We start from the raw sequence: 23,796 nt of genomic DNA, 5'->3' as shown, positions 1-23,796 counted from the left end.
GGCATGACGAACGCACCAGCGATCACTTCCCTGTTCGAATCGGCCCGCCTCGGCGCACTGCACCTGCCCAACCGCCTGGTCATGGCGCCGATGACCCGTAACCGCGCCGCCGCCGACGGCGTACCGCTGCCGATCATGGACACCTACTACGCACAGCGCGCATCCGCCGGACTGATCGTCGCCGAGGCCGCCACGCCCAACGCCGTCGGGCAGACCTACCCCAACATCACCGCGATCCACAACGACGCCCATGTCGCCGGCTGGCGGCGCGTCACCGACGCGGTCCACGCCGCGGGCGGCCGCCCGATGTTCCTTCAGCTCCAGCACGGCGGCCGGATCGGCCACCCCGACACCAGCGGACTGACCCCGCTCGCGCCCTCCCCGGTTCCGCTCCCCGAGACCATCTTCACCCCGGGCGGCCACCAGGAGGCCGTCGTCCCGCGCGAGATGACCACCGACGACATCCGCGCCACCATCGCCGACTTCGCCACCGCCGCCCGCAACGCCCTCGACGCGGGCTTCGCCGGGGTGGAGGTGCACTCCGCCAACGGCTACCTCCTCCACCAGTTCCTCGCCCGGAACACCAACCGCCGCGCCGACGCCTACGGCGGCCCGGCGAGCGGCCGCGTCCGCTTCGTGGCCGAGACGGTCCGTGCCGTCGCCGACGCGATCGGCCCCGAGCGGGTGGGCGTACGGATCTCCCCCCACTCCACCGTCAACGGCATCGAGGAGGGCGACACCGAGCTCGTCTACCCCGCGCTCATCGAGGCGCTGGCGGACATCGCCCCGGCCTATGTGCACATCGTCCGCGCCGAACCGGACGACCCCGTCTTCCGAGAGATCCGCACCACATGGCCGGGCACGCTGATCGCCAACCCCCACCTGCCCGGTGCCGCGATCCCCGCCGACGGCGGCCTCCACCAGGCGGAACGCCTCCTGTCCGCCGGAGCCGACCTGATCGCCCTCGGCCGCCCCTTCCTGGCCAACCCCGACCTGGTGCACCGCCTGCGCACCGGCGCCCCGCTCAATCCGATCCGCGACGCGTACCTGATGTACGTGGGCGGCGAGACCGGCTACACCGACTACCCCACGCTGACCGTCGGCTCGTGACGGACGGGGAAGTTGACCGAGTTGGCGATGAAGCACGTCCGGTGGGCATCGCCATGCGCCGAGCGTGCCCGCTCCAGCATCGCCGCGTCCGCGACGGTGACCACCGGCCGCAGCACCACCTCGGTGAACCGCCCGCTGTGCCCGGCCTCCGGATTCCATTGCTCCGGGGAGTCGCCCGTGATCCCGAACGCGGGGCGGGCGTGCCTCGATGCCACCATTTTGGCCGACGACCGGCCGTGCGCCGGGACGTGTGATCAGGGCGTGAATGCGGAGCGGAACCGCTCCAGGGCGGCGTCGGAATCGTCGCGGGCCCAGGATTCGAGGCCCACGACGCCGGTGTAGCCGAGGTCGTGGAGGGCGGTGGCGATGGCGGGGTAGTGGATTTCGCCGGTGCCCGGTTCGCAGCGGCCGGGGACGTCCGCCACCTGGATCTCGCCGATGTACGGCAGGGCCCGGCCGAGGAGGTCGATGAGGTTTCCCTCGCCGATCTGGGCGTGGTAGAGGTCCAGGTTCAGCCGTAGGTGCGGGCTGTCGACGGCGCGTGTCAGGGCGAGGGTGTCGGCGGCGCGGGCGAAGGGGGTGCCCGGGTGGTCGACGGCGAGGTTGAGGTTTTCGAGGGTGAAGACGCGGTCCGCTTCCTCGCCGAGGGCCGCGACGCGACGGAGGGTGTCGGCGGCGGTCAGCCACATCGCGGGGGTGACGGTCTCGACGGGGCGGACGGGCAGCCCCTTGCCGTCCAGGCCGGTGCCGTGCAGGTTCAGGCGCGGGCAGTCCAATCGCGCGGCCACGTCGAGGGACGTGCGGGCCGAGGCGAGCAGGGCGTCGATGCCGTCGGGGTCGGTGAGGTCGCCGGTGAGGTAGCCGGTCATGGAGGAGAACGTGGCGCCGGTGGCGGCGAGGGCGTCGATGTCCTTGGCGGACCAGTCCCAGATCTCGACCTGGAAGCCCTGGTCGGCGATGCGCCGGACCCGTTCGGTGAAGGGCAGGTCGAGGTAGAGCATTTCGGCGCTGGCGGCGAGGGTGAAGGGGGTCATACGGCGCTCACCTCGGCCGTTACATCGGCGAGGTCCACGGGGGCCGCGGTCTCGACGCTGCGGATGGCGGCCAGGGCGATGGACAGCGCCCGGCGGGCGTCGTGCCCGGTGACCGGGGGCGGCGTACGGTGGCGGATCGCGTCGGCGAACGCGGTCAGCTCCGCGAGGTAGGCCGGGCGCAGGAGGTCCGTATCGCGCCGGGCGGTGTCGGCGTGCAGGCCGTCGGGGCCGTAGTAGGTCATGTCGGTGCTGCGGCCGCTTCCGGCGGTGACCATGCCGCCGGAGCCGAAGACCTCGGCGCGTACGTCGTAGCCGTACAGGGCGGAGAAGGACGCCTCGGCGGTGGCGATGGCGCCGTTGTCGAAACGGATCGTCACCACGGCGGTGTCGAGGTGCCCGTCCGTCTTGGCGTCGGGGCGGATCAGGGCGTCGGCGGTGGCGTGGACGCGGGCCGGGGCGGCGCCGGGGTTGAGCCAGCACAGGGTGTCGAAGTCATGGATGAGGGTTTCGAGGAAGATCGTCCACTGCGGGATACGGGCCGGATCGGCGGTGAACGGGCCCGGGTCGCGGGTGAGGGAGCGCAGCAGCTGCGGGGTGCCGGTCCGGCCGTCGTCGACCGCGGCGCGGGCGGCGGCGAAACCGGGGGCGAACCGGCGGTTGAACCCCACCTGGAGGACGACGCCCGCCTCGCTCGCGGCGGCGATGGCGCGGTCGGCGTCCTCCAGGGTCACCGCCATCGGCTTCTCCACGAAGACGTGCTTTCCGGCGGCGGCCGCCGCCACGACCAGGTCGGTGTGGGCCCGGGCGGGGGCGGTGATCAGCACCCCGTCGATGTCGTCCCGGCCGAGGACGGCGCCGGGGTCGGTGGTGGCGTACGGGGCGCCGAGGGAGGCCGCGAGGCGTTCGGCGGCGCCGGGCACCGGATCGGCGACGGCGGCCAGGGTGGCGCCGGGGACGTGCCGGGCCACGAGCCCGGCGTGGCTGCTGCCGATGCGGCCCGCGCCGATCGTGGCCAGTCGCACGGTGTCGGTGACGGTCATCTGCGGATCTCCCCTGGGGCCTAGTACCGTGGAGAACTAGTACGTTCTAGTGACGTGAGGACGGTAGAGCGAGAACGGGGAGCCGGTCAAGAGATCGATATGCTCGGACGCGGGTCGGCCGGGGCATCGGGCATGGTCATCGACGGTCGGCGGCCAAGGCGGCGTTTCGGCAGGCAGGAGTGACGGGAGTGACCGAGGAGGCGGGCGGCACGCGGACGACCATGGCCGACGTCGCACGGGCCGCCGGTATCTCCACCGCGCTGGTCTCGATCGTGATGCGCGGCGTGCCGGGAGCCAGCGAGGCCACTCGCAAGCGCGTCCTGAAGATCGCCGACGAGATGGGGTACGTCCCCGACCAGCGCGCCCGCAAGCTGCGCCAGAGCAGCTCACGGCTGCTCGGCGTCACCTTCGAACTCCAGCAGCCCTTCCACGGCGACCTCGTGGAGCAGATCTACGCCGCCGCGGCCCGCCGCGGCTACGACGTGACGCTCAGCGCCGTGGCGCCCAGCCGCGAGGAGTCCACCGCGGTCGGCGCCCTGCTGCGCGAGCGCTGCGAGGCGGCCATCCTGCTGGGCAGCCGGCTCGGTACGGAGGAGCTGACCCGGCTGGCCCGCCGGGGGCCGACGCTGCTGGTCGCCCGGCACGCCGACGTCCCGGGCGTGGGCGTCGTACGCGGCGACGACAAGGCCGGGGTCGCCCTCGCCGTCGACCACCTCGCCGCCCTCGGGCACCGGCACATCGCACACATCGACGGGGCCGGGGCGCCCGGAAGCTCCGACCGCCGCCTCGGCTTCCTGGAGGCCATGGGGCGGCACGGGCTCCAGGACTCGGCCGAGGTGCTGGCCGGTGGGCTCACCGAGTCCGCGGGGGCGCAGGGTATGCGCTACCTGCTGGCCCGCGAGACCCCGCCCACGGCGGTCGTCGCCTTCAACGACCGCTGCGCCACGGGCGTGCTGGACGTCCTCGGGCGGGAGGGCCGCGCGGTTCCCGGGGAGATCTCGGTGGTCGGGTACGACGACTCGCGGCTGGCCAAGTTCCCGCATGTGCAGATGACGACGGTGTCGCAGGACGCCGCCCGGCTCGCGGAGGCCGCGGTGAGCGGGGCGCTGGACCTCGTCGCGGGCCGGGAGGCGTCCGAGAGCGTGTTCGCGCCCCATCTGGTGGAGCGGGCCACCACCGGCCCGGCCCCCGGGCCTCCCGACACCCCCTAGAACGTACTAGCCGCCCGGCTGGAGCGGCGGGTCCTCGATGTCCTGGCGGATGAGCCACTGGACGAACGTCCGCCCCTCCGGGGACATATGGGCCTCGCCCTCGCGCTGGAGCAGATAGTGGGCCTGGCGCAGCGGCACCAGACGGTCGTGGAGGACCACGAGACGGCCGTCGCGGACGGCGGTGCGCGCGAAGCGTTCGGGAACGAGGGCGCAGTGCAGCCCGGACGTGGCGAACTGGGTCGCCGCCACCGTGGTGTCGAGCGTGATGGTCCCCTCCGCGCCCCGCGACGGCGGCGGCGTGTGCGGGAACAGCCGCTGCCACAGGTCGTCGTAGCCGATGACGTGCACCCGCGGCCGCTGCTCCAGGTCGGCGGGCCCGGTCAGCGGGCCGTACGCCTCCAGGTGGGCGGGGGAGCCGACCACCACGGCCTGGTCCTCGTGCAGCAGATCGGCGGTGAACCCGGTCCAGCGGCCGTTGCCGTGACGGATCTCCAGATCCACCTCGTGCGGCGGGACCTCGTTGGCCCAGATCGCGGTCACCACCCGCAGGTCGATGTGCGGGTAGTCGTCGTGGAAGTCCTGGAGCCGGGGCACCAGCCAGGTCATGGCGTACGACACCTGCACCCGCACGGTCAGCCGCCCGCGCCCGGCCGGACCGAACAGCCCGGTGGTGCCCGCCGACAGATCGTCGAACGCGCCCCGGACGGTGGGCAGATACGCCTGCCCCATCGGGGTCAGCCGGATGCTGCGCGCCTGGCGCTCGAACAGGGAGATCCCCAGGTGTGCCTCCAGCACCCGGATGCGCTGGCTGACCGCCGAGGCCGACAGGCCCAGCTCATCGGCGGCCGCCGCGATGCTGCCGAGCCGGGCGGTCGCCTCGTAGGCCAGCAGACCGGGCAGCGGAGGGAGGGGCGTACGCACGGTCGGCGACGCTACGCGGGGCCCGTTCGGCCGGGCAAGGGCGAGCAACACATTTCGGGGGTCTCAGGCCCCTGTTGACAGGTTTGACGTGTACTTCTCGCCGCTCGGAGACTGTCGGCATGGCCTACCTCCTCCTTCTGGCCGCCATCACCGCCGAATTGATCGGCACCAGTCTCCTCAAATCCACCGCGGGCTTCTCCCGCCCCGGGCCCGCCCTGGCCTGTCTCGCCTCCTACGCGGTGGCGTGCTTCATGCTGGCGCGGGCGATCCACGACGGGATGCAGGTCGGCGTGGGGTACGCGCTGTGGTCGGGCCTCGGCACGGCCCTCATCGTGGTGATCGGTCTGCTCTTCCTGGGCGAACCGCTCACCGCGGTGAAGGCGCTGGGCGTGGCCCTGGTGATCGGCGGCGTCATCACCCTCAACCTCGGCAGCGCGCAATGACGCCGCTGACGCCGTCGACACCGCTGACGCCGTAGCGTCAGACGCCGAGCGTGGCGTCCAGCGCCGCGGCCACCGCCTCCTTGTCGCCCTCCAATTCGACCCGGGCCGCCTTCTGCCGCCCGTACAGGAACAGCGCCAGCTCACCGGGCTCGCCGGTGACCGTGACCACCGGGACGCCGCGGTGGGCGACCGCCGTACGCCCGTCGGGGCGGCGCAGCACCAGCCCGACCGGGGACTTGCGGCCGAACACCCGCGCGACCCGCTCGGTGCGGGACCACAGCGCGTCGGCGAAGACCGGGTCGATCTCGCGCGGCGTCCAGTCCGGGCGGGCGCGGCGGACGTCCTCGGCGTGGACGTAGAACTCGACGGTGTTGGCCGCCTCGTCCACCTGCTTCATCGCGAAGGGCGACATCCGCGGCGGGCCGGTGCGGAAGAGCTGCACCAGCTCCTCGTACGGCTTCGCGGCGAACTCGGCCTGCACCCGGGTCAGCCGCTGGGCCAGCGGCTTGATCACCAGGCCGCCGGCCGCGTCGGCGCGGCGCTCGCGCACCACCAGATGGGCCGCCAGATCGCGGGTGGTCCAGCCCTCGCACAGCGTCGGGGCGTCGGGGCCCGCGTTCTCCAAGAGATCGGCGAGGAGCAGGCGTTCGCGCTTCGCGTGAGTGGACATACCGCCCACCCTACGGCCGACGCCCGCCGCCCGCCATGAGAAGCGCTCCCCCCGGGCCCGGGGTGCTACTCGGGTATCGGCGCGCGCAGCTTGGCGCCGTCCTTGCCCGTGCTCACCGTCAGCGCGCACGAGACCCGGTCCTTGCGGTGCTCCGTGTACGTGCCCAGGGCCGGGTAGAACGCGTAGTAGTAGTACTCCCGGCCGTCGTTCGGGACGCTCTTCAGTCGCTTCTCCGCGTCCGTCGCGCACAGCGAGAGCGCCTTGCGCTGGATCGCCCGCTCGGAGGAGAAGTCCCCGGTCAGCGTCTCGTTGGTGATCACCTCGCCGTCGTGCGCGCGGTCGCACGAGCGCTTCTCGACCTTCGTCACGCTGCTGTCCATCGCCGGGTGGTCGAAGCAGGTGCCCGGCTTGAGCACGACATACGGCATCCTGCGGCCGGTCGGGGAGGACTCCGAGGCGTCCGGGGACGGGGCGGCCTGGTCGTCCCCGCCGCCCAGCGGTGCACCCTGGCCCGGGTCCTCCGTACCGGCCGGAGCGGACGCGTCGCCCGACGGCGAGGAGAGGGGGCGGTTCGAGGCGGACTGCGGGGCGTCGGCCGCCTTGTCGCCGCCGTCGTCGTCCTGTGAGCCGAAGAAGGCCACGCCCGCGACCACCGCCAGGCCCACCGCCACGCCGGTCACGATCGCCGCGGCCCTGGAGCGCGGCGGCGGCGGACCACCCGGCGGCGGGGGAGGCGGGGGCGGTCCGAAGCCACTGCGGAGCGCGGGCGGACCGGGCTGTCCTGACGGGGCCGGATCGACGGGCGGCCCGAAGCCCCCCTGCGGTGACTGCTGTGACTGCTGTGGTTCCTGCTGCGGCTGCGGCGGTGGACCAAACCCCCCGCCGTTTCCAGGCCGGTTGTGGTCATGCGACGGCGACGGAAACGTCATGCCCGAAGCATGCCCCATCACCCCCGTGGAGCGACCATCGGGCCCGGCCATTTCGGCAGGCGATCGGCAGGCGAGAGGATCACCCGCCGGGACGTGCAGAATGGTCGCATGACCGGCTCCGATCGTCCCTCCGCCCTCGACCCGGCCATCGCCGCCCGCCTCAAGCGCGGCGCCGACGGTCTCGTCCCCGCCATCGCCCAGCAGTACGACACCGGCGAGGTGCTGATGCTCGGCTGGATGGACGACGAGGCGCTGCACCGCACCCTCACCACCGGCCGCTGCACCTACTGGAGCCGCAGCCGCCGGGAGTACTGGGTCAAGGGCGACACCTCGGGCCACACCCAGCAGGTCAAGTCCGTCGCGCTCGACTGCGACGGCGACACCGTGCTCGTCAAGGTCGACCAGGTCGGCGCCGCCTGCCACACCGGCGACCGCACCTGCTTCGACGCCGACGTCCTCCCCCTGGGCCAGTAGCCCCCTTCGGACCGAAGACCGCCCACTAGGCTCCCCAGCCATGACCCAGGACGCTGCCACGATGGACCTCGAGACCTTCCGCAAGCTGGCGGCCGACCGCCGTGTCATCCCCGTCACCCGCAAGCTGCTCGCGGACGGCGACACCCCGGTGGGCCTCTACCGCAAACTCGCCGCCGAGCGCCCCGGCACCTTCCTGCTGGAGTCCGCCGAGAACGGCCGCTCCTGGTCCCGCTACTCCTTCGTCGGCGTCCGCAGCGCCGCCACCCTCACCGAGCGCGACGGCCGCACCCACTGGCTGGGCACCCCGCCCGTCGGCGTCCCCACCGAGGGCGACCCGCTCGCCGCCCTGCGCGCCACGGTCGAGACCCTGCACACCCCGCGTGACCTGGGCGGTCTCGTCCATCTGCCGCCCTTCACCGGCGGCATGGTCGGCTACCTCGGCTACGACGTCGTCCGCCGCCTGGAGAAGATCGGCGAGCACGGGCGCGACGATCTGCGGCTCCCCGAGCTGACCATGCTGCTCACCTCGGACCTCGCCGTCCTCGACCACTGGGACGGCACCGTGCTGCTGATCGCCAACGCGATCAACCACAACGACCTCGACACCGGCGTGGACGAGGCGTACGCGGACGCCGTGGCCCGGCTCGACGCGATGGCCGCCGACCTCGTACGACCCGTCCCCACCGACCCCACCGCGCTGCCGCCCTCCGAGGTGCCCGACTACACCGCGCTGTGGGGCGGTCCGGACTTCATGACGGCCGTGGACGACATCAAGGAGCGCATCCGCGCGGGCGAGGCGTTCCAGGTCGTCCCCTCGCAGCGCTTCGAGACGCCCTGCTCGGCCAGCGCGCTCGACGTCTACCGGGTCCTGCGGGCCACCAACCCCAGCCCGTACATGTACCTCTTCCGCTTCGACGGCTTCGATGTGGTGGGCTCCAGCCCCGAGGCCCTGGTCAAGGTCGAGGACGGCAGCGCCATGCTGCACCCCATCGCGGGCACCCGGCACCGCGGCGCCACCCCGCAGGAGGACGCCGCCCTCGCCGAGGAGCTGATGGCCGACCCCAAGGAGCGGGCCGAGCACCTGATGCTGGTCGACCTCGGCCGCAACGACCTGGGGCGGGTCTGCGAGCCCGGCAGCGTCGAGGTGGTCGACTTCATGTCGGTCGAGCGCTACAGCCACGTCATGCACATCGTCTCCACCGTCACCGGCAAGCTCGCGGAGGGGCGCACCGCGTTCGACGTCCTCACCGCCTGCTTCCCCGCGGGCACCCTCTCCGGCGCCCCCAAGCCGCGCGCGATGCAGATCATCGAGGAGCTGGAGCCGAGCCGCCGCGGGCTGTACGGCGGCTGCGTCGGCTACCTCGACTTCGCGGGCGACTCCGACACCGCCATCGCCATCCGCACCGCGCTGCTGCGCGACGGCACGGCCTACGTCCAGGCGGGCGCCGGTGTCGTCGCCGACTCCGACCCGGTGGCCGAGGACGCGGAGTGCCGCAACAAGGCGGCGGCGGTGCTGCGCGCGGTCCACGCGGCCAACCGCCTGGGGCGTTAGGCAGTCCCGCGCAGCCCACGGGCGGGCGGGTGTTCGGCGTGGGGGATAGTGGTAGGCGTGAGTGCAGCAGCCGTACCCCCGCCCCGGGCCGAGAACGAGCCCTCCGCCCCCGCCGAGCGCGGCCGCCGAGCGGCGCGCGGCAGCCTCGCCGTCGCGCTGCTGTGCGGTGCGCTCGGCGCGGCGCTCGTCCTGCTCGCCACCAGCCGCAAGTGGGCCGAGGGCACGGCCAGCGTCGCCCAGGGCTCCCTGCCGCAGAGCGCCAACGGCGATGACATCACCGGGCTGCCCGGCGCCCTCGCCGTCGTGGGCCTCGCCGCGCTCGTGGCCGTCTTCGCCGTACGCCGCGTCGGCCGCATCGTCGTCTCCCTCCTCCTCGCCCTCACCGGTACGGGCATCGTCATCAGCGCCGCGCTCGGCGCCACCGACAAGGCGGCGCTCAAGGAGAAGGCGTCCAAGGTGACCGGCGTGGAGGGCAGCGCCATCCACGACGTGTCGTACACGCCCTGGCCGTGGGTCGCCCTGGCGGGTGGTGTGCTGCTGCTGCTCGCGGGCGTGCTGGCGCTGGCGTACGGGCGCCACTGGCCCGCCATGTCCGGGCGGTACGAGCGGGCCGGTGCGGAGGGCCGGGGGCCGCGGCGCCGTACCTCCGCGGCCCCGGACACCGACCGCCCCGAGGAGCTGTGGAAGGCCCTGGACCGGGGTGAGGACCCGACGGTTTCGCGGTAGTCGCCGGGGAAGCGCGGGGGGAGGCACCCCCGCTCAAGGGCGCTTGCGGCATCGGGGACAATGGCGTGGGAGCTTCGCCCCGCGCGCCCGGACCAGGCCCGGACCAGGCGCTGTGTAGAGCTACGAGGAGAATTCATGTCCAACGCCCACGGGCACACCCCGGCCGCCTGGACCGGTGTCATCATCGCCTTCATCGGCTTCTGCGTCGCCGGAGCGTTCACCGTGCTGGCCAACCCGCTCGGCTTCTGGGCGGGCATCGTCATCGCTCTCCTCGGCGGTGTCGTCACGATGGCCATGCGCGCGGCCGGGCTCGGCGCCCCGAAGGCCAAGCCGCTGCGGATGGTGGGCGAGAAGCAGGTGCAGACCCAGGAGTGAGCCGAGGCGCGGCGCGGGGCCGGTGCCGACGGTTCGTACGGGTGATCCGTACGGATCATCGGGCACGGCCCTGAGCTGCGCCTTCGTCGTTACCCGGGGAGACTCGGGCGTGTGGTCCTGTCTCCCGCGGCGCGTCGGCTCCTCGCTCCCCTCGGCGTGCTCACCGGTGTCGTCGCCGCCTTCGCGTACGTCGGCGCCGTCGATCCCCATCAGCCCGGCCACTACCCCGTCTGCCCGCTGTTCCGGCTGACCGGCCTCTACTGCCCGGGGTGCGGCGGGCTGCGCAGCGCCCACGCCCTGGCGCACGGCGAGCTGCTGCGGGCGCTGGGGGACAACGCCCTGGTCGTGGTGTGCGGCGGCGTGTTCTGCGTGGGGTGGGTGGTGTGGTGCGTCCGGGTTCTCGGATGGCGGCACCGCCGAGGGGCGTGGGCCTGGCAGACGTGGCACGCCTGGGTGATCGGAGGCGCCGTCCTCGCCTTCACCCTCATCCGGAATTTCCCCTTCGGGGGACTACTGGCACCCTGACCGTTGTTGTGTATGACGTCGTGTACGACCACCTGGTGGGACGCGGCGTCAACCGGATGCGGGACCTCGGTCCTTTGACAGCTACCATCGCATTCGACCAGAAGCTCCATCCCCGTCCCGGAAGGGGGCCGCTCGCGTGAGTGTGCTCGACGAGATCATCGACGGTGTCCGTGCCGACCTCGCGGAGCGGCAGGCGCGCGTCACCCTCGACGAGCTCAAGGAGCGGGCGGCCAAGGCCCAGCCGGCGAAGGACGGCGTGGCGGCGCTCAAGGGCGACAGCGTCAAGGTGATCTGCGAGGTCAAGCGGTCCAGCCCGTCCAAGGGCGCGCTCGCCGCGATCGCCGACCCGGCCGCGCTCGCCGCCGACTACGAGGCGGGTGGCGCGTCGCTCATCAGCGTGCTCACCGAGCAGCGGCGCTTCGGCGGATCGCTGGCCGACCTGGAGGCCGTGCGGGCCAAGGTCGACATCCCGGTGCTGCGGAAGGACTTCATCGTCACCTCCTACCAGCTGTGGGAGGCGCGGGCGTACGGCGCCGACGTGGTGCTGCTGATCGTGGCCGCGCTGCCGCAGGAGGCGCTGGTCTCGCTGATCGAGCGGGCCGAGTCGATCGGGCTGACCCCGCTGGTCGAGGTGCACGACGAGGAAGAGGTCGAGCGGGCCGTGGCCGCCGGGGCGCGGCTGATCGGCGTCAACGCGCGGAACCTGAAGACGCTCGAGGTGGACCGGGGGAACTTCGCGCGGGTCGCGCCGGAGATCCCGGACCACATCGTCAAGATCGCGGAATCGGGTGTGCGCGGACCGCACGACCTGATCGCCTACGCGAACGACGGCGCGGACGCGGTGCTGGTGGGGGAGTCCCTGGTGACGGGGCGCGACCCCAAGGGCGCGGTCGCCGATCTGGTGGCGGCCGGTGCGCATCCGGCGCTGCGGCACGGGCGGGACTGAGCGGATCATGGAGGTGTACGCGCGCCTGGCGCGGGGGTGCCGCCCCCGGGGTTGCCGCGCACCCGCCCGGCGGGTGCGGGGGCGTCGCGTGCGCTATCACATCGGGTGCGAGCCGGGGCAGGTCAACGGGCGCCGATGGCGTTGACGGTGGCGGGTTGTCACTGGGTGCGCTGGGGTTCGTTGCCGGTGCGCTGACGGTGCGTTTCCGGGTGCGGGGCCGTGGCCTCCGGGGCAGGGCCCTGGACCGTATATGTACGGCGCCGCCGCCCGGAAGCGCGGGGTGAGCCGGAAGTCCACGGCGCCACACATACACGGCAGCGTCCAGGACCCCACCCCTGCGACCCCGTCCCCTCCTGTCTCGTCGGCGGCTGTCCGCCGGTGGGCCGGTTCGTCGTTTCCCTCAAGACTTGCGGAGTGCTTCCATGTCCTCTGATTTCTTCATTCCGGACCCCGAGGGTCAGGTCCCCAGTACCGAGGGGTATTTCGGTGCGTTCGGCGGCAAGTTCATCCCCGAGGCGCTCGTCGCCGCGGTCGATGAGGTCGCCGCGGAGTACGACAAGGCCAAGGCCGATCCCGCCTTTGCGGCCGAGCTCGAGGATCTGCTGGTCAACTACACGGGGCGGCCGAGCGCCCTGACCGAGGTGCCGCGGTTCGCTGAGCACGCCGGGGGTGCGCGGATCTTCCTGAAGCGGGAGGACCTGAACCACACCGGATCGCACAAGATCAACAACGTGCTGGGGCAGGCCCTGCTCACCAAGCGCATGGGCAAGACCCGGGTCATCGCCGAGACCGGCGCGGGCCAGCACGGGGTGGCGACGGCCACGGCGTGTGCGCTGTTCGGCCTCGAGTGCACCATCTACATGGGCGAGGTCGACACCGAGCGGCAGGCGCTCAACGTGGCGCGGATGCGGATGCTGGGCGCCGAGGTCATCGCCGTGAAGTCCGGCAGCAGGACGCTGAAGGACGCGATCAACGAGGCGTTCCGCGACTGGGTCGCCAATGTGGACCGTACGCACTACCTGTTCGGCACGGTCGCCGGGCCGCATCCGTTCCCGGCGCTGGTGCGGGACTTCCACCGGGTGATCGGCGTGGAGGCGCGGCGGCAGATCCTGGAGCGGACCGGGCGGCTGCCGGACGCGGTGGCGGCGTGCGTGGGCGGCGGGTCGAACGCGATCGGGCTGTTCCACGCGTTCCTGCCCGACGAGAGCGTGCGGATCGTGGGCTTCGAGCCCGCGGGGCACGGGGTGGACTCCGGCGAGCATGCCGCGACGTTGAGCCAGGGTGAGCCCGGGATTCTGCACGGGTCGCGCTCGTATGTGCTCCAGGACGAGGACGGGCAGATCACCGAGCCGTACTCGATCTCGGCCGGTCTTGACTACCCCGGGGTCGGTCCCGAGCACGCGTATCTGAAGGACGTCGGGCGGGCCGAGTACCGGGCCGTCACGGACGACGAGGCGATGCAGGCGCTGCGGCTGCTGTCGCAGAGCGAGGGGATCATCCCGGCGATCGAGAGCGCGCACGCGCTGGCCGGGGCGCTGGATCTCGGGCGGGAGCTGGGCGAGGGCGCTGTCATCGTCGTCAACCTGTCCGGGCGCGGCGACAAGGACATGGACACCGCGGCGCGGTATTTCGGGCTGTACGACGAGGGAGCGAAGTGATGGCCGGGAACCTGGAGCTGCTGGGGTCCGTCCTGGCCAAGGCCAAGGACGAGGGGCGCTCGGCGCTCGTCGGATATCTGCCCGCCGGTTTTCCGTCGATCGACGGCGGCGTCGCGGCGATGACCGCGATGATCGAGGGCGGCTGCGATGTGGTCGAGGTCGGGCTGCCGCACAGCGATCCGGTCCTCGACGGGCCGGTGATCCAGACCGCGGATGACATCGCCCTGCGGGGCGGGGTCCGGATTCGCGATGTGATCCGTACGGTCGGCGAGGTGCACGCGGCGACGGGTGCGCCGATCCTGTGTATGACCTACTGGAACCCCGTCGACCGCTACGGCGTCGAGCGGTTCGCCGCGGACCTGGCCGCGGTGGGCGGCGCCGGGTGCATCCTGCCGGACCTGCCGGTCGAGGAGTCCGAGGTGTGGCGGAAGGCCGCCGAGCAGCACGGGCTGGCGACGGTGTTCGTGGTCGCGCCGAGCAGCCGGGACGAGCGGCTGGCGAAGATCACGGCGGCGGGCAGCGGTTTCGTCTACGCCGCGTCCCTGATGGGCGTCACCGGAACGAGGGAATCGGTGGGACAGGAGGCGCGCGAGCTGGTCGCGCGCACCCGTGCGACCACCGCGCTGCCGGTGTGTGTGGGGCTCGGGGTGTCGAACCCCGCGCAGGCCGCCGAGGTCGCCGCGTTCGCGGACGGGGTCATCGTGGGCTCGGCCTTCGTGAAGCGGTTGCTGGACGCGGAGAGCCCGGAGGCCGGGCTGGACGGCGTGCGCCGGCTCGCGGGTGAGCTGGCGGAGGGCGTCAGGGTCGCGCGCTAGAAGACACCCCCTGGTCCCTCGTTCGAGGGAATACGGGGCGGAGGGGCTGAGCGGTGCCCCTCCGCCTCGTTAGGCGAGGGCGTGAGCCAGAAAAACCGTGAGGGAAAGCGCAGCGCCCGGGAGCGACTGCAAGAACAGCGCGAGAAGGACAAGGCGCGCGGCAAGCGAAAGCGGACGCTCGGCATGGTCGGGGCGGTGATCGCCGTCCTCGCGGTGGCCGGCGGTGTGGGCGTGTTCGCGACCAAGGCGAACCAGGACTCGGGGAAGTCGGGCAGCTCCGCCGAGCCGCCGCGGGGCGCGGTGGGCAAGGGCGATCTGGTCGTTCCGACCGGGAAGCGCGGCGCTCCGGCCACGTTGACCGTGTACGAGGACTTCCGCTGCCCGGGCTGCAAGCAGTTCGAGGACGTCTTCCACAAGACCGTGAACCAGCTGGCGGACCGCGGCCGGATGCGGGTGGAGTACCACCTCGTCGCCATCATCGACGGCAACCTGGGCGGCACCGGCTCGGTGCGCGCGGCGAACGCCGCCGCGTGTGCCCAGGACGCGGGGAAGTTCCGGGCGTACCACGACGTGCTGTACCGGCATCAGCCGCAGGAGACCCGGGACGCGTACGCGAAGAACGCCAGGCTGATCCGGCTGGCGGACAAGGTCCCTGGGCTGAACACGGCGGCGTTCCGGAAGTGCGTCGAGGACGGTCGGCACGACGGGTGGGTCAGGAAGTCCCACGCGGACTTCAACCGTTCCGGTTTCGCCTCGACCCCGACCGTATTGCTCGACGGGAAGTCGATTTACGGTCCGGACACCCCGCTGTCGCCCAACAAGCTGAAGCGCATGGTCGCCGCGGCGGCGAGGGGCTGAGACCTGTTATCCACACGTTGTGCCGGGCAGGTTGCCGCATTGACCGCCCGGCACGGTAGCGTCGACCCTGTCATGGAACTCGCTTACATTCCCAGCCCGTCTTCCGGCGTGATCTACCTCGGTCCGATCCCGCTGCGCGGCTACGCGTTCTGCATCATCATCGGCGTTTTCGTCGCCGTCTGGCTCGGTGGGCGGCGCTGGGTCGCCCGCGGCGGCCAGGTCGGCACCGTTGCCGACATCGCCGTGTGGGCGGTGCCCTTCGGACTGGTGGGAGGGCGGCTCTACCACGTCATCACCGACTACCAGCTGTACTTCACGGACGGCAAGAACTGGGTCGACGCCTTCAAGATCTGGCAGGGCGGCCTGGGAATCTGGGGAGCCGTGGCGCTGGGCGCGCTGGGGGCCTGGATCGGCTGCCGCCGCCGGGGGATCCCGCTCCCGGCGTACGCGGACGCCATCGCTCCCGGGATCGCCTTGGCCCAGGCGATCGGCCGCTGGGGAAACTGGTTCAACCAGGAGCTGTACGGCAAGGCGACCACCCTGCCGTGGGCGCTGAAGATCGACGCCGACCCGGACACCGGGCGCGTCGCCGGCACGTACCACCCGACGTTCCTCTACGAGTCGCTGTGGTGCATCGGCGTGGCGCTGCTGGTGATCTGGGCGGACCGCCGCTTCACGCTGGGCCATGGCCGGGCGTTCGCCCTCTACGTGGCCGCGTACACCGTAGGCCGCTTCTGGATCGAGTATCTGCGGGTGGACGACGCCCACCACATCCTGGGCCTGCGGCTCAACGACTGGACGTCCATCGTCGTCTTCCTGGGCGCGGTGGCGTACCTGGTGATCTCCGCGAAGAAGGCCCCGGGCCGGGAAGCGGTCGTCGAGCCCGCGGCGGTGGAAGACGGTGCGGCCGAGGAGGACGCCCCGGCCGAGAAGGGCGCGGAGGCCAAGGCGCCCGCCGAGGCGAAGGCTCCCGCGGAGGCGAAGTCTCCCGCCGAGCCGGAGGCCACCAAGAAGCCCTGACGCCTGCGCCAAGAGGCCGCCGAACCCCTCGGGTTTCGGCGGCCTTTTTACGTTTCCGCAGGTCAGAGCGGTAAGTTCGGCCTTCCTTGCTGGCGGGACAGGGGATCTCGTGTCTACCTTCGAGCTATTGGGGTGCGGGCGGCAGGTCCGCGCCCGCGAAGGGAGCACGACAGCACATGTCCGTCATCGACACCATCCAGTCACCGCATATCGCACACCGCGACAACCACACGCACCGCGATGTGAACGGCGGCTGGCTGCGCCCGGCCGTCTTCGGGGCCATGGACGGGCTGGTCTCCAACCTGGCGCTGATGACCGGCGTCGCGGGCGGGGCCGTCGACCGGCAGACCATCGTGATCACCGGGCTGGCGGGGCTCGCCGCCGGTGCGTTCTCGATGGCGGCCGGTGAGTACACCTCCGTCGCCTCCCAGCGCGAGCTGGTCGAGGCCGAGCTGGAGGTCGAGCGGCGGGAGCTGCGCAAGCATCCGGCGGACGAGATGGCGGAGCTGGCGGCGCTGTACGAGTCGCGGGGCGTGAAGCCGAAGCTGGCCCGCGAGGTGGCCGCGCAGCTGTCGAAGGATCCGGAGCAGGCGCTGGAGATACACGCCCGCGAGGAGCTGGGCATCGACCCGGATGATCTGCCGTCGCCGCTGGTCGCCGCGGTGTCGTCGTTCGGCTCGTTCGCGCTGGGCGCCCTGCTGCCGGTGCTGCCGTATCTGCTGGGCGCGGTGGCGCTCTGGCCTGCGGTGCTGCTGGCGCTGCTCGGGCTGTTCGCCTGCGGCGCGGTGGTGGCCCGGGTGACGGGCCGGCCGTGGTGGTTCAGCGGGCTGCGGCAGCTCGCGCTGGGCGGGGCGGCGGCGGGTGTGACCTATGCCCTGGGCACGTTCTTCGGTACGGCCGTAGGCTGACCTCTCACCGGCCTCTCATACGAGTAATCGCATCATTACGCTGTTACTCGACGGTTTCGATCCGTTTACCAGCGGGCATAAAGCCGAAGCGCTCGGGCAGTGTGGCCCGTCTCGCGCCGGGGCGACGGTGGTCGTTTCAGTCCCCATCGCCCGACTCACCCCGTGCAGGGGTGTCCGCATGGTGAAACGGAATATCCACTTCCCGAGAACCGACTCATCATGTAACCTGCACGAAATTCTCGCGGAGGGCCAACGTCGTCCCTCGGCACACGCAAAATGCCATGACGACGACGGGAGAGCCGATGCGTTCCGCATCCCACCCCGCCCGCCAGGGGATGTACGATCCGCGCAATGAGCACGACGCCTGTGGCGTCGGCTTTGTGGCGACCCTCACCGGCGAGGCCAGCCACGAGCTCGTTGAGCAGGCTCTCACCGTGCTACGGAACCTGGAGCACCGTGGGGCCACCGGCTCCGAGCCCGACTCGGGTGACGGCGCGGGCATCCTCGTGCAGGTTCCGGACGCCTTCTTGCGGGACGTGACCGACTTCGATCTTCCCGAGGCCGGTTCGTACGCCGTGGGTATCGGGTTCCTGCCCGAGACGGCGGGTGACGAGGCCGCGGAGTACATCGAGCGGATCGCCGCCGAAGAGGAGCTGACCGTCCTCGGCTGGCGTGAGGTGCCGGTCGCGCCCGAGCTGCTGGGCAACGGCGCGCGCACCACCATGCCCGCCTTCCGCCAGCTCTTCGTCGCGGACGGCACCAGCAGCGGGCTGGCCCTGGACCGCAAGGCGTTCGTGCTGCGCAAGCGCGCCGAGCGCGAGGCGGACGTGTACTTCCCGTCGCTGTCCTCCCGCACCCTGGTGTACAAGGGCATGCTGACCACCGGTCAGCTGGAGCCGTTCTTCCCGGATCTGTCCGACCGCCGTTTCGCCACGGCCATCGCGCTGGTCCACTCCCGGTTCTCCACGAACACCTTCCCGAGCTGGCCGCTGGCCCACCCGTACCGCTTCGTCGCCCACAACGGTGAGATCAACACCGTCCAGGGTAACCGCAACTGGATGCGGGCACGCGAATCCCAGCTGGTCAGCGACCTGTTCGGGGAGAAGGGCCTGGACCGGATCTTCCCGCTCTGCACCCCGGACGCCTCCGACTCCGCGACCTTCGACGAGGTCCTGGAGCTGCTGCACCTCGGCGGCCGCTCGCTGCCGCACTCGGTGCTGATGATGGTCCCCGAGGCGTGGGAGAACCACCCCTCGATGGACCCGGCCCGGCGCGCCTTCTACCAGTACCACTCCACGATGATGGAGCCCTGGGACGGCCCGGCCTGTGTCACCTTCACCGACGGCACCCAGGTCGGCGCCGTGCTGGACCGCAACGGTCTGCGGCCGGGGCGCTACTGGGTCACCGACGACGGGCTGGTCGTGCTGTCGTCCGAGGTCGGCGTCCTGGACATCGACCCGGCCAAGGTGGTCCGCAAGGGCCGGCTCCAGCCGGGCCGGATGTTCCTGGTGGACACCGCCGAGCACCGGATCATCGAGGACGACGAGATCAAGGCCGAGCTGGCCACCGAGCAGCCGTACGGCGACTGGCTGGAGGCCGGGCTGATCGACCTGGCGGACCTTCCCGAGCGCGAGCACATCGTGCACACCCACGCCTCCGTCACCCGCCGCCAGCAGACCTTCGGCTACACCGAGGAGGAGCTGCGGGTCCTCCTCGCGCCGATGGCCAAGGCCGGTGCCGAGCCGATCGGCTCGATGGGCACGGACTCGCCGATCGCCGCCCTCTCCGAGCGGCCGCGGCTGCTGTTCGACTACTTCACCCAGCTGTTCGCGCAGGTCACCAACCCGCCGCTGGACGCGATCCGCGAGGAGCTGGTCACCTCGCTGATCTCCTCGCTGGGCCCGCAGGGCAATCTGCTGGAGCCGACCGCGGCCTCCTGCCGCAGCGTCACCCTGCCCTTCCCGGTGATCGACAACGATGAGCTGGCCAAGCTCATCCACATCAACGCCGACGGCGACATGCCGGGCCTGAAGGCCGCCAACCTCTCCGGTCTCTACCGGGTCAGCGGTGGCGGTGACGCGCTCGCCGCGCGGCTGGCCGAGATCTGCGCCGAGGCGGACGCCGCCATCGAGGACGGCGCCCGGCTGATCGTGCTCTCCGACCGGCACTCGGACGCCGAGCACGCGCCGATCCCCTCGCTGCTGCTCACCTCCGCCGTGCACCACCACCTCATCCGCACCAAGCAGCGCACCCAGGTGGGGCTGCTGGTCGAGGCGGGCGACGTGCGCGAGGTGCACCATGTCGCGCTGCTCATCGGCTACGGTGCCGCGGCCGTCAACCCGTACCTGGCGATGGAGTCGGTCGAGGACCTGGTCCGGGCCGGAACGTTCCTGCCGGGGATGGAGGCCGAGACCGCGATCAAGAACCTGATCAAGGCGCTCGGCAAGGGCGTCCTGAAGGTGATGTCCAAGATGGGCATCTCCACCGTGGCCTCCTACCGCGGCGCCCAGGTCTTCGAGGCCGTCGGCCTGGACGAGTCCTTCGTGGACGCCTACTTCCACGGCACCACCACCAAGATCGGCGGCGCGGGCCTGGACATCGTCGCCAAGGAGGTCGCCGCCCGGCACGCCAAGGCGTACCCGGCCAGCGGCATCCCCTCCGCGCACCGCGCGCTGGACATCGGCGGCGAGTACCAGTGGCGCCGCGAGGGCGAGCCGCACCTGTTCGACCCGGAGACGGTCTTCCGGCTCCAGCACTCGACCCGCGCACGCCGCTACGACATCTTCAAGAAGTACACCGAGCGGGTGAACGAGCAGTCCGAGCGGCTGATGACGCTGCGCGGCCTGTTCTCCTTCAAGGACGGCGACCGGCCCTCGATCCCGATCGAGGAGGTCGAGCCGGTCAGCGAGATCGTCAAGCGGTTCTCGACGGGTGCCATGTCGTACGGCTCCATCTCCCAGGAGGCGCACGAGACCCTGGCCATCGCCATGAACCAGCTGGGCGGCAAGTCCAACACCGGTGAGGGCGGCGAGGACTCGGAGCGGCTGCACGACCCGACGCGGCGCTCCTCCATCAAGCAGGTCGCCTCCGGCCGCTTCGGCGTGACCAGCGAATACCTGGTCAACTCCGATGACATCCAGATCAAGATGGCGCAGGGCGCCAAGCCCGGCGAGGGCGGCCAGCTGCCCGGCCACAAGGTGTACCCGTGGGTGGCGAAGACCCGGCACTCGACGCCCGGCGTCGGCCTGATCTCCCCGCCGCCGCACCACGACATCTACTCCATCGAGGACCTCGCCCAGCTGATCCACGACCTGAAGAACGCCAACCCGAAGGCGCGCATTCACGTCAAGCTGGTCTCCGAGGTCGGCGTCGGCACCGTCGCCGCGGGCGTCTCCAAGGCGCACGCCGACGTGGTGCTGATCTCCGGCCACGACGGCGGCACCGGCGCCTCGCCGCTCACCTCGCTCAAGCACGCGGGCGGCCCCTGGGAGCTGGGCCTCGCCGAGACCCAGCAGACGCTGCTGCTCAACGGGCTGCGCGACCGCATCGTCGTGCAGACCGACGGCCAGCTGAAGACCGGCCGCGACGTGGTGATCGCCGCGCTGCTCGGCGCCGAGGAGTTCGGCTTCGCGACCGCGCCGCTGGTCGTCTCCGGCTGCGTGATGATGCGCGTGTGCCACCTGGACACCTGCCCGGTCGGCATCGCCACCCAGAACCCGGTGCTGCGCGAGCGCTACAACGGCCAGGCCGAGTTCGTGGTGAACTTCTTCCAGTTCATCGCCGAGGAGGTCCGCGAGCTCCTCGCCGAGCTGGGCTTCCGCACGCTGGACGAGGCCATCGGCCACGCCGAGCTGCTGGACACCAGCCAGGCCGTGCAGCACTGGAAGGCCCAGGGCCTGGACCTCGGCCCGCTGCTGTACGTCCCCGAGCTGCCCGACGGCGCCGTCCGCCACCAGGTGGTCGAGCAGGACCACGGCCTGGCGAAGGCGCTGGACAACGAGCTGATCAAGCTCGCGGCGGACGCGCTGAACGCGGACTCCGCCGAGGCCGCCCAGCCGGTCCGCGCCCAGGTCGCGATCCGCAACATCAACCGGACCGTCGGCACCATGCTCGGCCACGAGGTGACGCGGAAGTTCGGCGGCGCGGGTCTGCCGGACGACACCATCGACATCACCTTCACCGGCTCGGCCGGCCAGTCCTTCGGCGCGTTCGCGCCCCGCGGCGTCACGCTGCGGCTGGAGGGCGACGCCAACGACTACGTCGGCAAGGGCCTGTCCGGCGGCCGCGTGATCGTCCGCCCGGACCGGGGCGCCGACCACCTCGCCGAGTACTCGACCATCGCGGGCAACACCCTCGCGTACGGCGCGACCGGCGGCGAGATGTATCTGCGCGGCAAGGTCGGCGAGCGGTTCTGCGTCCGCAACTCGGGCGCGACCGTGGTCTCCGAGGGCGTGGGCGACCACGGCTGCGAGTACATGACCGGCGGTCGGGCCGTCGTCCTCGGCCCGACCGGGCGCAACTTCGCGGCCGGGATGTCCGGTGGCATCGCGTACGTCATCGACCTCGACCGGGACAACGTCAACGGCGCTCTCCTCGACGCCGTCGGTGAGCTGGACGACACCGACAAGCAGTGGCTGCACGACGCTGTGCGCCGCCACCAGGAGGAGACCGGCTCCACCGTCGCGGCCGCGCTGCTCGACGACTGGGACTGCGCCCTCGCCCGCTTCAGCAAGATCATCCCCGCTACGTACCAGGCCGTGCTCGCCGCCAAGGACGCCGCCGAGCGAGCCGGACTCTCCGAGTCCGAGACCCACGAGAAGATGATGGAGGCGGCGACCAATGGCTGACCCCAAGGGCTTCCTGACCACCGACCGCGAGGTGGCCAAGACCCGTCCGGTGGAGGAGCGGGTCAAGGACTGGAACGAGGTCTACGTCCCCGGCTCGCTGCTGCCGATCATCAGCAAGCAGGCCAGCCGGTGCATGGACTGCGGCATCCCGTTCTGCCACAACGGCTGTCCGCTCGGAAACCTCATCCCCGAGTGGAACGACTACGCCTACCGCGAGGACTGGCGGGAGGCCAGCGAGCGGCTGCACGCGACCAACAACTTCCCGGAGTTCACCGGGCGGCTGTGCCCCGCCCCGTGTGAGTCCGCGTGTGTCCTCGGCATCAACCAGCCCGCGGTGACCATCAAGAACGTCGAGGTCACCATCATCGACAAGGCGTGGGACGCGGGCGACGTCACCCCGCAGCCCCCCGAGCGGCTCAGCGGCAAGACCGTCGCCGTCATCGGCTCGGGCCCGGCGGGGCTCGCCGCCGCCCAGCAGCTGACCCGCGCCGGACACACGGTCGCCGTGTACGAGCGGGCCGACCGCATCGGCGGGCTGCTGCGCTACGGCATCCCCGAGTTCAAGATGGAGAAGCGCCACATCAACCGCCGCATCGAGCAGATGCGCGCGGAGGGCACCAAGTTCCGCACCGAGACGGAGATCGGGCGCGACATCGACGCCGCCAAGCTGCGCAAGCGGTACGACGCGGTCGTCATCGCGGCCGGTGCCACCACCTCCCGCGACCTGAAGGTCCCGGGCCGCGAGCTGAACGGCATCCACTACGCGATGGAGTACCTGCCGCTCGCCAACAAGGTGCAGGAGGGCGACCTGACGACGCCCCCCATCACCGCCGAGGGCAAGCACGTCGTGGTGATCGGCGGCGGTGACACCGGCGCCGACTGCGTCGGCACCGCCCACCGGCAGGGCGCCGCCTCCGTCACCCAGCTGGAGATCATGCCCAAGCCGGGCGAGGAGCGCTCGGCGGGCCAGCCCTGGCCCACCTTCCCGATGCTCTACAAGGTCACCTCGGCGCACGAGGAGGGCGGCGAGCGGGTCTACTCCGTCTCCACCACCCACTTCGAGGGCGACGAGGACGGCAACGTCCAGTGGCTGCACCTGATCGAGGTGGAGTTCAAGGACGGCAAGCTGGAGCAGAAGCCGGGCACCGAGCGGAAGATCCCGGCCCAGCTGGTCACCCTGGCCATGGGCTTCACCGGCACCGACCGGGAGAACGGCCTCGTCGAGCAGTTCGGCCTGGAGCTGGACGAGCGCGGCAACGTCGCGCGCGACGCCGACTTCGCCACCAACGTGGACGGCGTCTTCGTCGCCGGTGACGCGGGCCGCGGCCAGTCGCTGATCGTCTGGGCCATCGCCGAGGGCCGCTCCGCGGCGCGCGGCGTGGACCGCTACCTGGCCGGGGCCAGCGCCCTGCCCGCCCCGATCCGCCCCACCGACCGGGCCCTCATGGTCTGACCTCCATGGACTGACGGTCCTCAAGTCTCCGCCCGTACAACGGCGTACGGACCGGCCGCGCGGCGCCTTCCCCCAACCCGACCGGGGGCGGGCGCCGCGTGGCGTTCGCCGCCCACCGCGACCTCTACGCGCCCGGGCGGATCGTCACGGTGAACGACCCGCCCGGGCAGCCGCTGGACGACACCCCCGCAGGAGCGGGTGAAGCGCGAGGCGCTGGCGCGGTACTTCCACCGATGCGCCGCCAGGGACGTCACCGGCATGCGCATCGTGCTGTACGCGCG

23 protein-coding genes are annotated in these 23,796 nt (G+C 71.8%); 17 read left to right on the top strand and 6 right to left on the bottom strand.

The annotated features are described in order from the left end of the window. The first annotated feature begins 3 nt into the window (after positions 1-3). On the top strand, positions 4-1,110 hold the full coding sequence (locus HYQ63_RS11395) for an alkene reductase (RefSeq protein ID WP_179933716.1): 1,107 nt from the start codon (positions 4-6) through the stop codon (positions 1,108-1,110). Here HYQ63_RS11395 and HYQ63_RS11390 read toward each other — a convergent pair. Genes HYQ63_RS11390 through HYQ63_RS11380 form a run of 3 tightly spaced genes read right to left on the bottom strand, consistent with a single transcriptional unit; the run spans position 1,083 to position 3,184 of the window. Then, positions 1,083-1,328 carry an OsmC family protein gene (locus HYQ63_RS11390; RefSeq protein ID WP_306664820.1) on the bottom strand — a complete coding sequence of 82 codons (246 nt, stop codon included), beginning with the start codon at positions 1,326-1,328 and terminating at the stop codon, positions 1,083-1,085. The two genes, HYQ63_RS11395 and HYQ63_RS11390, sit on opposite strands and share 28 nt — an antisense overlap. A gap of 36 nt (positions 1,329-1,364) precedes the next feature. Continuing rightward, positions 1,365-2,144 carry a TIM barrel protein gene (locus HYQ63_RS11385; RefSeq protein WP_179933715.1) on the bottom strand — a complete coding sequence of 260 codons (780 nt, stop codon included), beginning with the start codon at positions 2,142-2,144 and terminating at the stop codon, positions 1,365-1,367. After that, the gene (locus tag HYQ63_RS11380) at positions 2,141-3,184 is read right to left on the bottom strand and encodes a Gfo/Idh/MocA family oxidoreductase (RefSeq protein WP_179933714.1); all 1,044 of its coding nucleotides are present in this window, start codon (positions 3,182-3,184) and stop codon (positions 2,141-2,143) included. Before HYQ63_RS11380 ends, HYQ63_RS11385 begins: the two co-directional genes overlap by 4 nt. A 188-nt stretch (positions 3,185-3,372) precedes the next feature. On the opposite strand from HYQ63_RS11380, the gene HYQ63_RS11375 reads away from it, so the two are divergent. Next, a complete protein-coding gene (locus HYQ63_RS11375) occupies positions 3,373-4,395 on the top strand; it encodes a LacI family DNA-binding transcriptional regulator (protein ID WP_306664819.1) in 1,023 nt (340 codons plus the stop codon). Positions 4,396-4,401: 6 nt separating this feature from the next. Here the strand turns inward: HYQ63_RS11375 and HYQ63_RS11370 are convergent, their stop codons facing one another. Next, positions 4,402-5,316: a LysR substrate-binding domain-containing protein gene (locus HYQ63_RS11370; RefSeq protein ID WP_179933713.1), complete on the bottom strand. Its 915-nt coding sequence runs from the start codon at positions 5,314-5,316 to the stop codon at positions 4,402-4,404. A gap of 119 nt (positions 5,317-5,435) precedes the next feature. On the opposite strand from HYQ63_RS11370, the gene HYQ63_RS11365 reads away from it, so the two are divergent. Further along, positions 5,436-5,759 carry a multidrug efflux SMR transporter gene (locus tag HYQ63_RS11365; RefSeq protein ID WP_179933712.1) on the top strand — a complete coding sequence of 108 codons (324 nt, stop codon included), beginning with the start codon at positions 5,436-5,438 and terminating at the stop codon, positions 5,757-5,759. 37 nt (positions 5,760-5,796) lie between these two features. Here the strand turns inward: HYQ63_RS11365 and HYQ63_RS11360 are convergent, their stop codons facing one another. Both HYQ63_RS11360 and HYQ63_RS11355 read right to left on the bottom strand, forming a co-directional pair. Next, positions 5,797-6,429 (bottom strand): TIGR03085 family metal-binding protein, encoded by a 633-nt coding sequence (locus HYQ63_RS11360; protein ID WP_179933711.1) that lies wholly within the window; start codon positions 6,427-6,429, stop codon positions 5,797-5,799. Between the two features lie 65 nt (positions 6,430-6,494). Then, on the bottom strand, positions 6,495-7,100 hold the full coding sequence (locus HYQ63_RS11355; RefSeq protein ID WP_179933710.1) for a hypothetical protein: 606 nt from the start codon (positions 7,098-7,100) through the stop codon (positions 6,495-6,497). 366 nt (positions 7,101-7,466) lie between these two features. Between HYQ63_RS11355 and hisI the strand changes: the two genes are divergently transcribed. The 14 genes from hisI to HYQ63_RS11290 all read left to right on the top strand — a co-directional run bounded on the left by hisI (position 7,467) and on the right by HYQ63_RS11290 (position 23,515). Continuing rightward, entirely contained in the window at positions 7,467-7,832 is a 366-nt protein-coding gene (gene hisI / locus HYQ63_RS11350) for a phosphoribosyl-AMP cyclohydrolase (protein WP_009718719.1), read from the top strand. A gap of 40 nt (positions 7,833-7,872) precedes the next feature. Then, the gene (locus HYQ63_RS11345) at positions 7,873-9,384 is read left to right on the top strand and encodes an anthranilate synthase component I (protein ID WP_179933709.1); all 1,512 of its coding nucleotides are present in this window, start codon (positions 7,873-7,875) and stop codon (positions 9,382-9,384) included. A gap of 57 nt (positions 9,385-9,441) precedes the next feature. Next, positions 9,442-10,110, top strand: a complete 669-nt coding sequence (locus HYQ63_RS11340) for a TIGR02234 family membrane protein (protein WP_179933708.1) — start codon at positions 9,442-9,444, stop codon at positions 10,108-10,110. Positions 10,111-10,245: 135 nt separating this feature from the next. After that, positions 10,246-10,485, top strand: a complete 240-nt coding sequence (locus HYQ63_RS11335) for an HGxxPAAW family protein (RefSeq protein ID WP_179933707.1) — start codon at positions 10,246-10,248, stop codon at positions 10,483-10,485. Positions 10,486-10,596: 111 nt separating this feature from the next. Next, the gene (locus HYQ63_RS11330) at positions 10,597-11,010 is read left to right on the top strand and encodes a DUF2752 domain-containing protein (protein WP_257231798.1); all 414 of its coding nucleotides are present in this window, start codon (positions 10,597-10,599) and stop codon (positions 11,008-11,010) included. A gap of 136 nt (positions 11,011-11,146) precedes the next feature. Continuing rightward, positions 11,147-11,956, top strand: a complete 810-nt coding sequence (gene trpC / locus HYQ63_RS11325) for an indole-3-glycerol phosphate synthase TrpC (protein WP_123108393.1) — start codon at positions 11,147-11,149, stop codon at positions 11,954-11,956. 7 nt (positions 11,957-11,963) lie between these two features. Then, positions 11,964-12,101 carry a tryptophan biosynthesis modulator TrpM gene (gene trpM / locus HYQ63_RS45975; protein WP_373689061.1) on the top strand — a complete coding sequence of 46 codons (138 nt, stop codon included), beginning with the start codon at positions 11,964-11,966 and terminating at the stop codon, positions 12,099-12,101. 277 nt (positions 12,102-12,378) lie between these two features. Continuing rightward, positions 12,379-13,614, top strand: a complete 1,236-nt coding sequence (gene trpB / locus HYQ63_RS11320) for a tryptophan synthase subunit beta (protein WP_179933706.1) — start codon at positions 12,379-12,381, stop codon at positions 13,612-13,614. Then, complete coding sequence (trpA, locus tag HYQ63_RS11315; RefSeq protein ID WP_179933705.1) at positions 13,614-14,429, top strand: tryptophan synthase subunit alpha; 816 nt, start codon at positions 13,614-13,616, stop codon at positions 14,427-14,429. Before trpB ends, trpA begins: the two co-directional genes overlap by 1 nt. Positions 14,430-14,510: 81 nt before the next feature. Further along, positions 14,511-15,287, top strand: a complete 777-nt coding sequence (locus HYQ63_RS11310; protein WP_179933704.1) for a thioredoxin domain-containing protein — start codon at positions 14,511-14,513, stop codon at positions 15,285-15,287. 72 nt (positions 15,288-15,359) lie between these two features. Beyond that, entirely contained in the window at positions 15,360-16,307 is a 948-nt protein-coding gene (gene lgt / locus HYQ63_RS11305) for a prolipoprotein diacylglyceryl transferase (protein ID WP_179933703.1), read from the top strand. Between the two features lie 176 nt (positions 16,308-16,483). Next, a complete protein-coding gene (locus HYQ63_RS11300; RefSeq protein WP_179933702.1) occupies positions 16,484-17,215 on the top strand; it encodes a VIT1/CCC1 transporter family protein in 732 nt (243 codons plus the stop codon). Positions 17,216-17,517: 302 nt separating this feature from the next. After that, complete coding sequence (gene gltB, locus HYQ63_RS11295) at positions 17,518-22,062, top strand: glutamate synthase large subunit (protein WP_179939968.1); 4,545 nt, start codon at positions 17,518-17,520, stop codon at positions 22,060-22,062. Continuing rightward, positions 22,055-23,515: a glutamate synthase subunit beta gene (locus HYQ63_RS11290; protein WP_179933701.1), complete on the top strand. Its 1,461-nt coding sequence runs from the start codon at positions 22,055-22,057 to the stop codon at positions 23,513-23,515. The genes gltB and HYQ63_RS11290 overlap by 8 nt, the downstream gene beginning before the upstream one ends. Positions 23,516-23,796: the final 281 nt, after the last annotated feature.

Origin of the sequence: Streptomyces sp. Rer75 (assembly GCF_013414305.1) — a bacterium.
In the GTDB taxonomy this organism is placed as follows: Bacteria; Actinomycetota; Actinomycetes; order Streptomycetales; family Streptomycetaceae; genus Streptomyces; species Streptomyces himastatinicus.
This window is presented reverse-complemented; position numbering and strand designations above follow the sequence as displayed.

Excerpts from the sequence above, each read along its gene's own strand:
- HYQ63_RS11395 (WP_179933716.1), top strand. The coding sequence starts at position 4 with ATGACGAACGCACCAGCGATCACTTCCCTGTTCGAATCGGCCCGCCTC.
- HYQ63_RS11390 (WP_306664820.1), bottom strand. The coding sequence starts at position 1,328 with ATGGTGGCATCGAGGCACGCCCGCCCCGCGTTCGGGATCACGGGCGAC.
- HYQ63_RS11385 (WP_179933715.1), bottom strand. The coding sequence starts at position 2,144 with ATGACCCCCTTCACCCTCGCCGCCAGCGCCGAAATGCTCTACCTCGAC.
- HYQ63_RS11380 (WP_179933714.1), bottom strand. The coding sequence starts at position 3,184 with ATGACCGTCACCGACACCGTGCGACTGGCCACGATCGGCGCGGGCCGC.
- HYQ63_RS11365 (WP_179933712.1), top strand. The coding sequence starts at position 5,436 with ATGGCCTACCTCCTCCTTCTGGCCGCCATCACCGCCGAATTGATCGGC.
- HYQ63_RS11360 (WP_179933711.1), bottom strand. The coding sequence starts at position 6,429 with ATGTCCACTCACGCGAAGCGCGAACGCCTGCTCCTCGCCGATCTCTTG.
- hisI (WP_009718719.1), top strand. The coding sequence starts at position 7,467 with ATGACCGGCTCCGATCGTCCCTCCGCCCTCGACCCGGCCATCGCCGCC.
- HYQ63_RS11345 (WP_179933709.1), top strand. The coding sequence starts at position 7,873 with ATGACCCAGGACGCTGCCACGATGGACCTCGAGACCTTCCGCAAGCTG.
- HYQ63_RS11335 (WP_179933707.1), top strand. The coding sequence starts at position 10,246 with ATGTCCAACGCCCACGGGCACACCCCGGCCGCCTGGACCGGTGTCATC.
- trpM (WP_373689061.1), top strand. The coding sequence starts at position 11,964 with ATGGAGGTGTACGCGCGCCTGGCGCGGGGGTGCCGCCCCCGGGGTTGC.
- trpB (WP_179933706.1), top strand. The coding sequence starts at position 12,379 with ATGTCCTCTGATTTCTTCATTCCGGACCCCGAGGGTCAGGTCCCCAGT.
- trpA (WP_179933705.1), top strand. The coding sequence starts at position 13,614 with ATGGCCGGGAACCTGGAGCTGCTGGGGTCCGTCCTGGCCAAGGCCAAG.
- lgt (WP_179933703.1), top strand. The coding sequence starts at position 15,360 with ATGGAACTCGCTTACATTCCCAGCCCGTCTTCCGGCGTGATCTACCTC.
- HYQ63_RS11300 (WP_179933702.1), top strand. The coding sequence starts at position 16,484 with ATGTCCGTCATCGACACCATCCAGTCACCGCATATCGCACACCGCGAC.
- gltB (WP_179939968.1), top strand. The coding sequence starts at position 17,518 with ATGCGTTCCGCATCCCACCCCGCCCGCCAGGGGATGTACGATCCGCGC.
- HYQ63_RS11290 (WP_179933701.1), top strand. The coding sequence starts at position 22,055 with ATGGCTGACCCCAAGGGCTTCCTGACCACCGACCGCGAGGTGGCCAAG.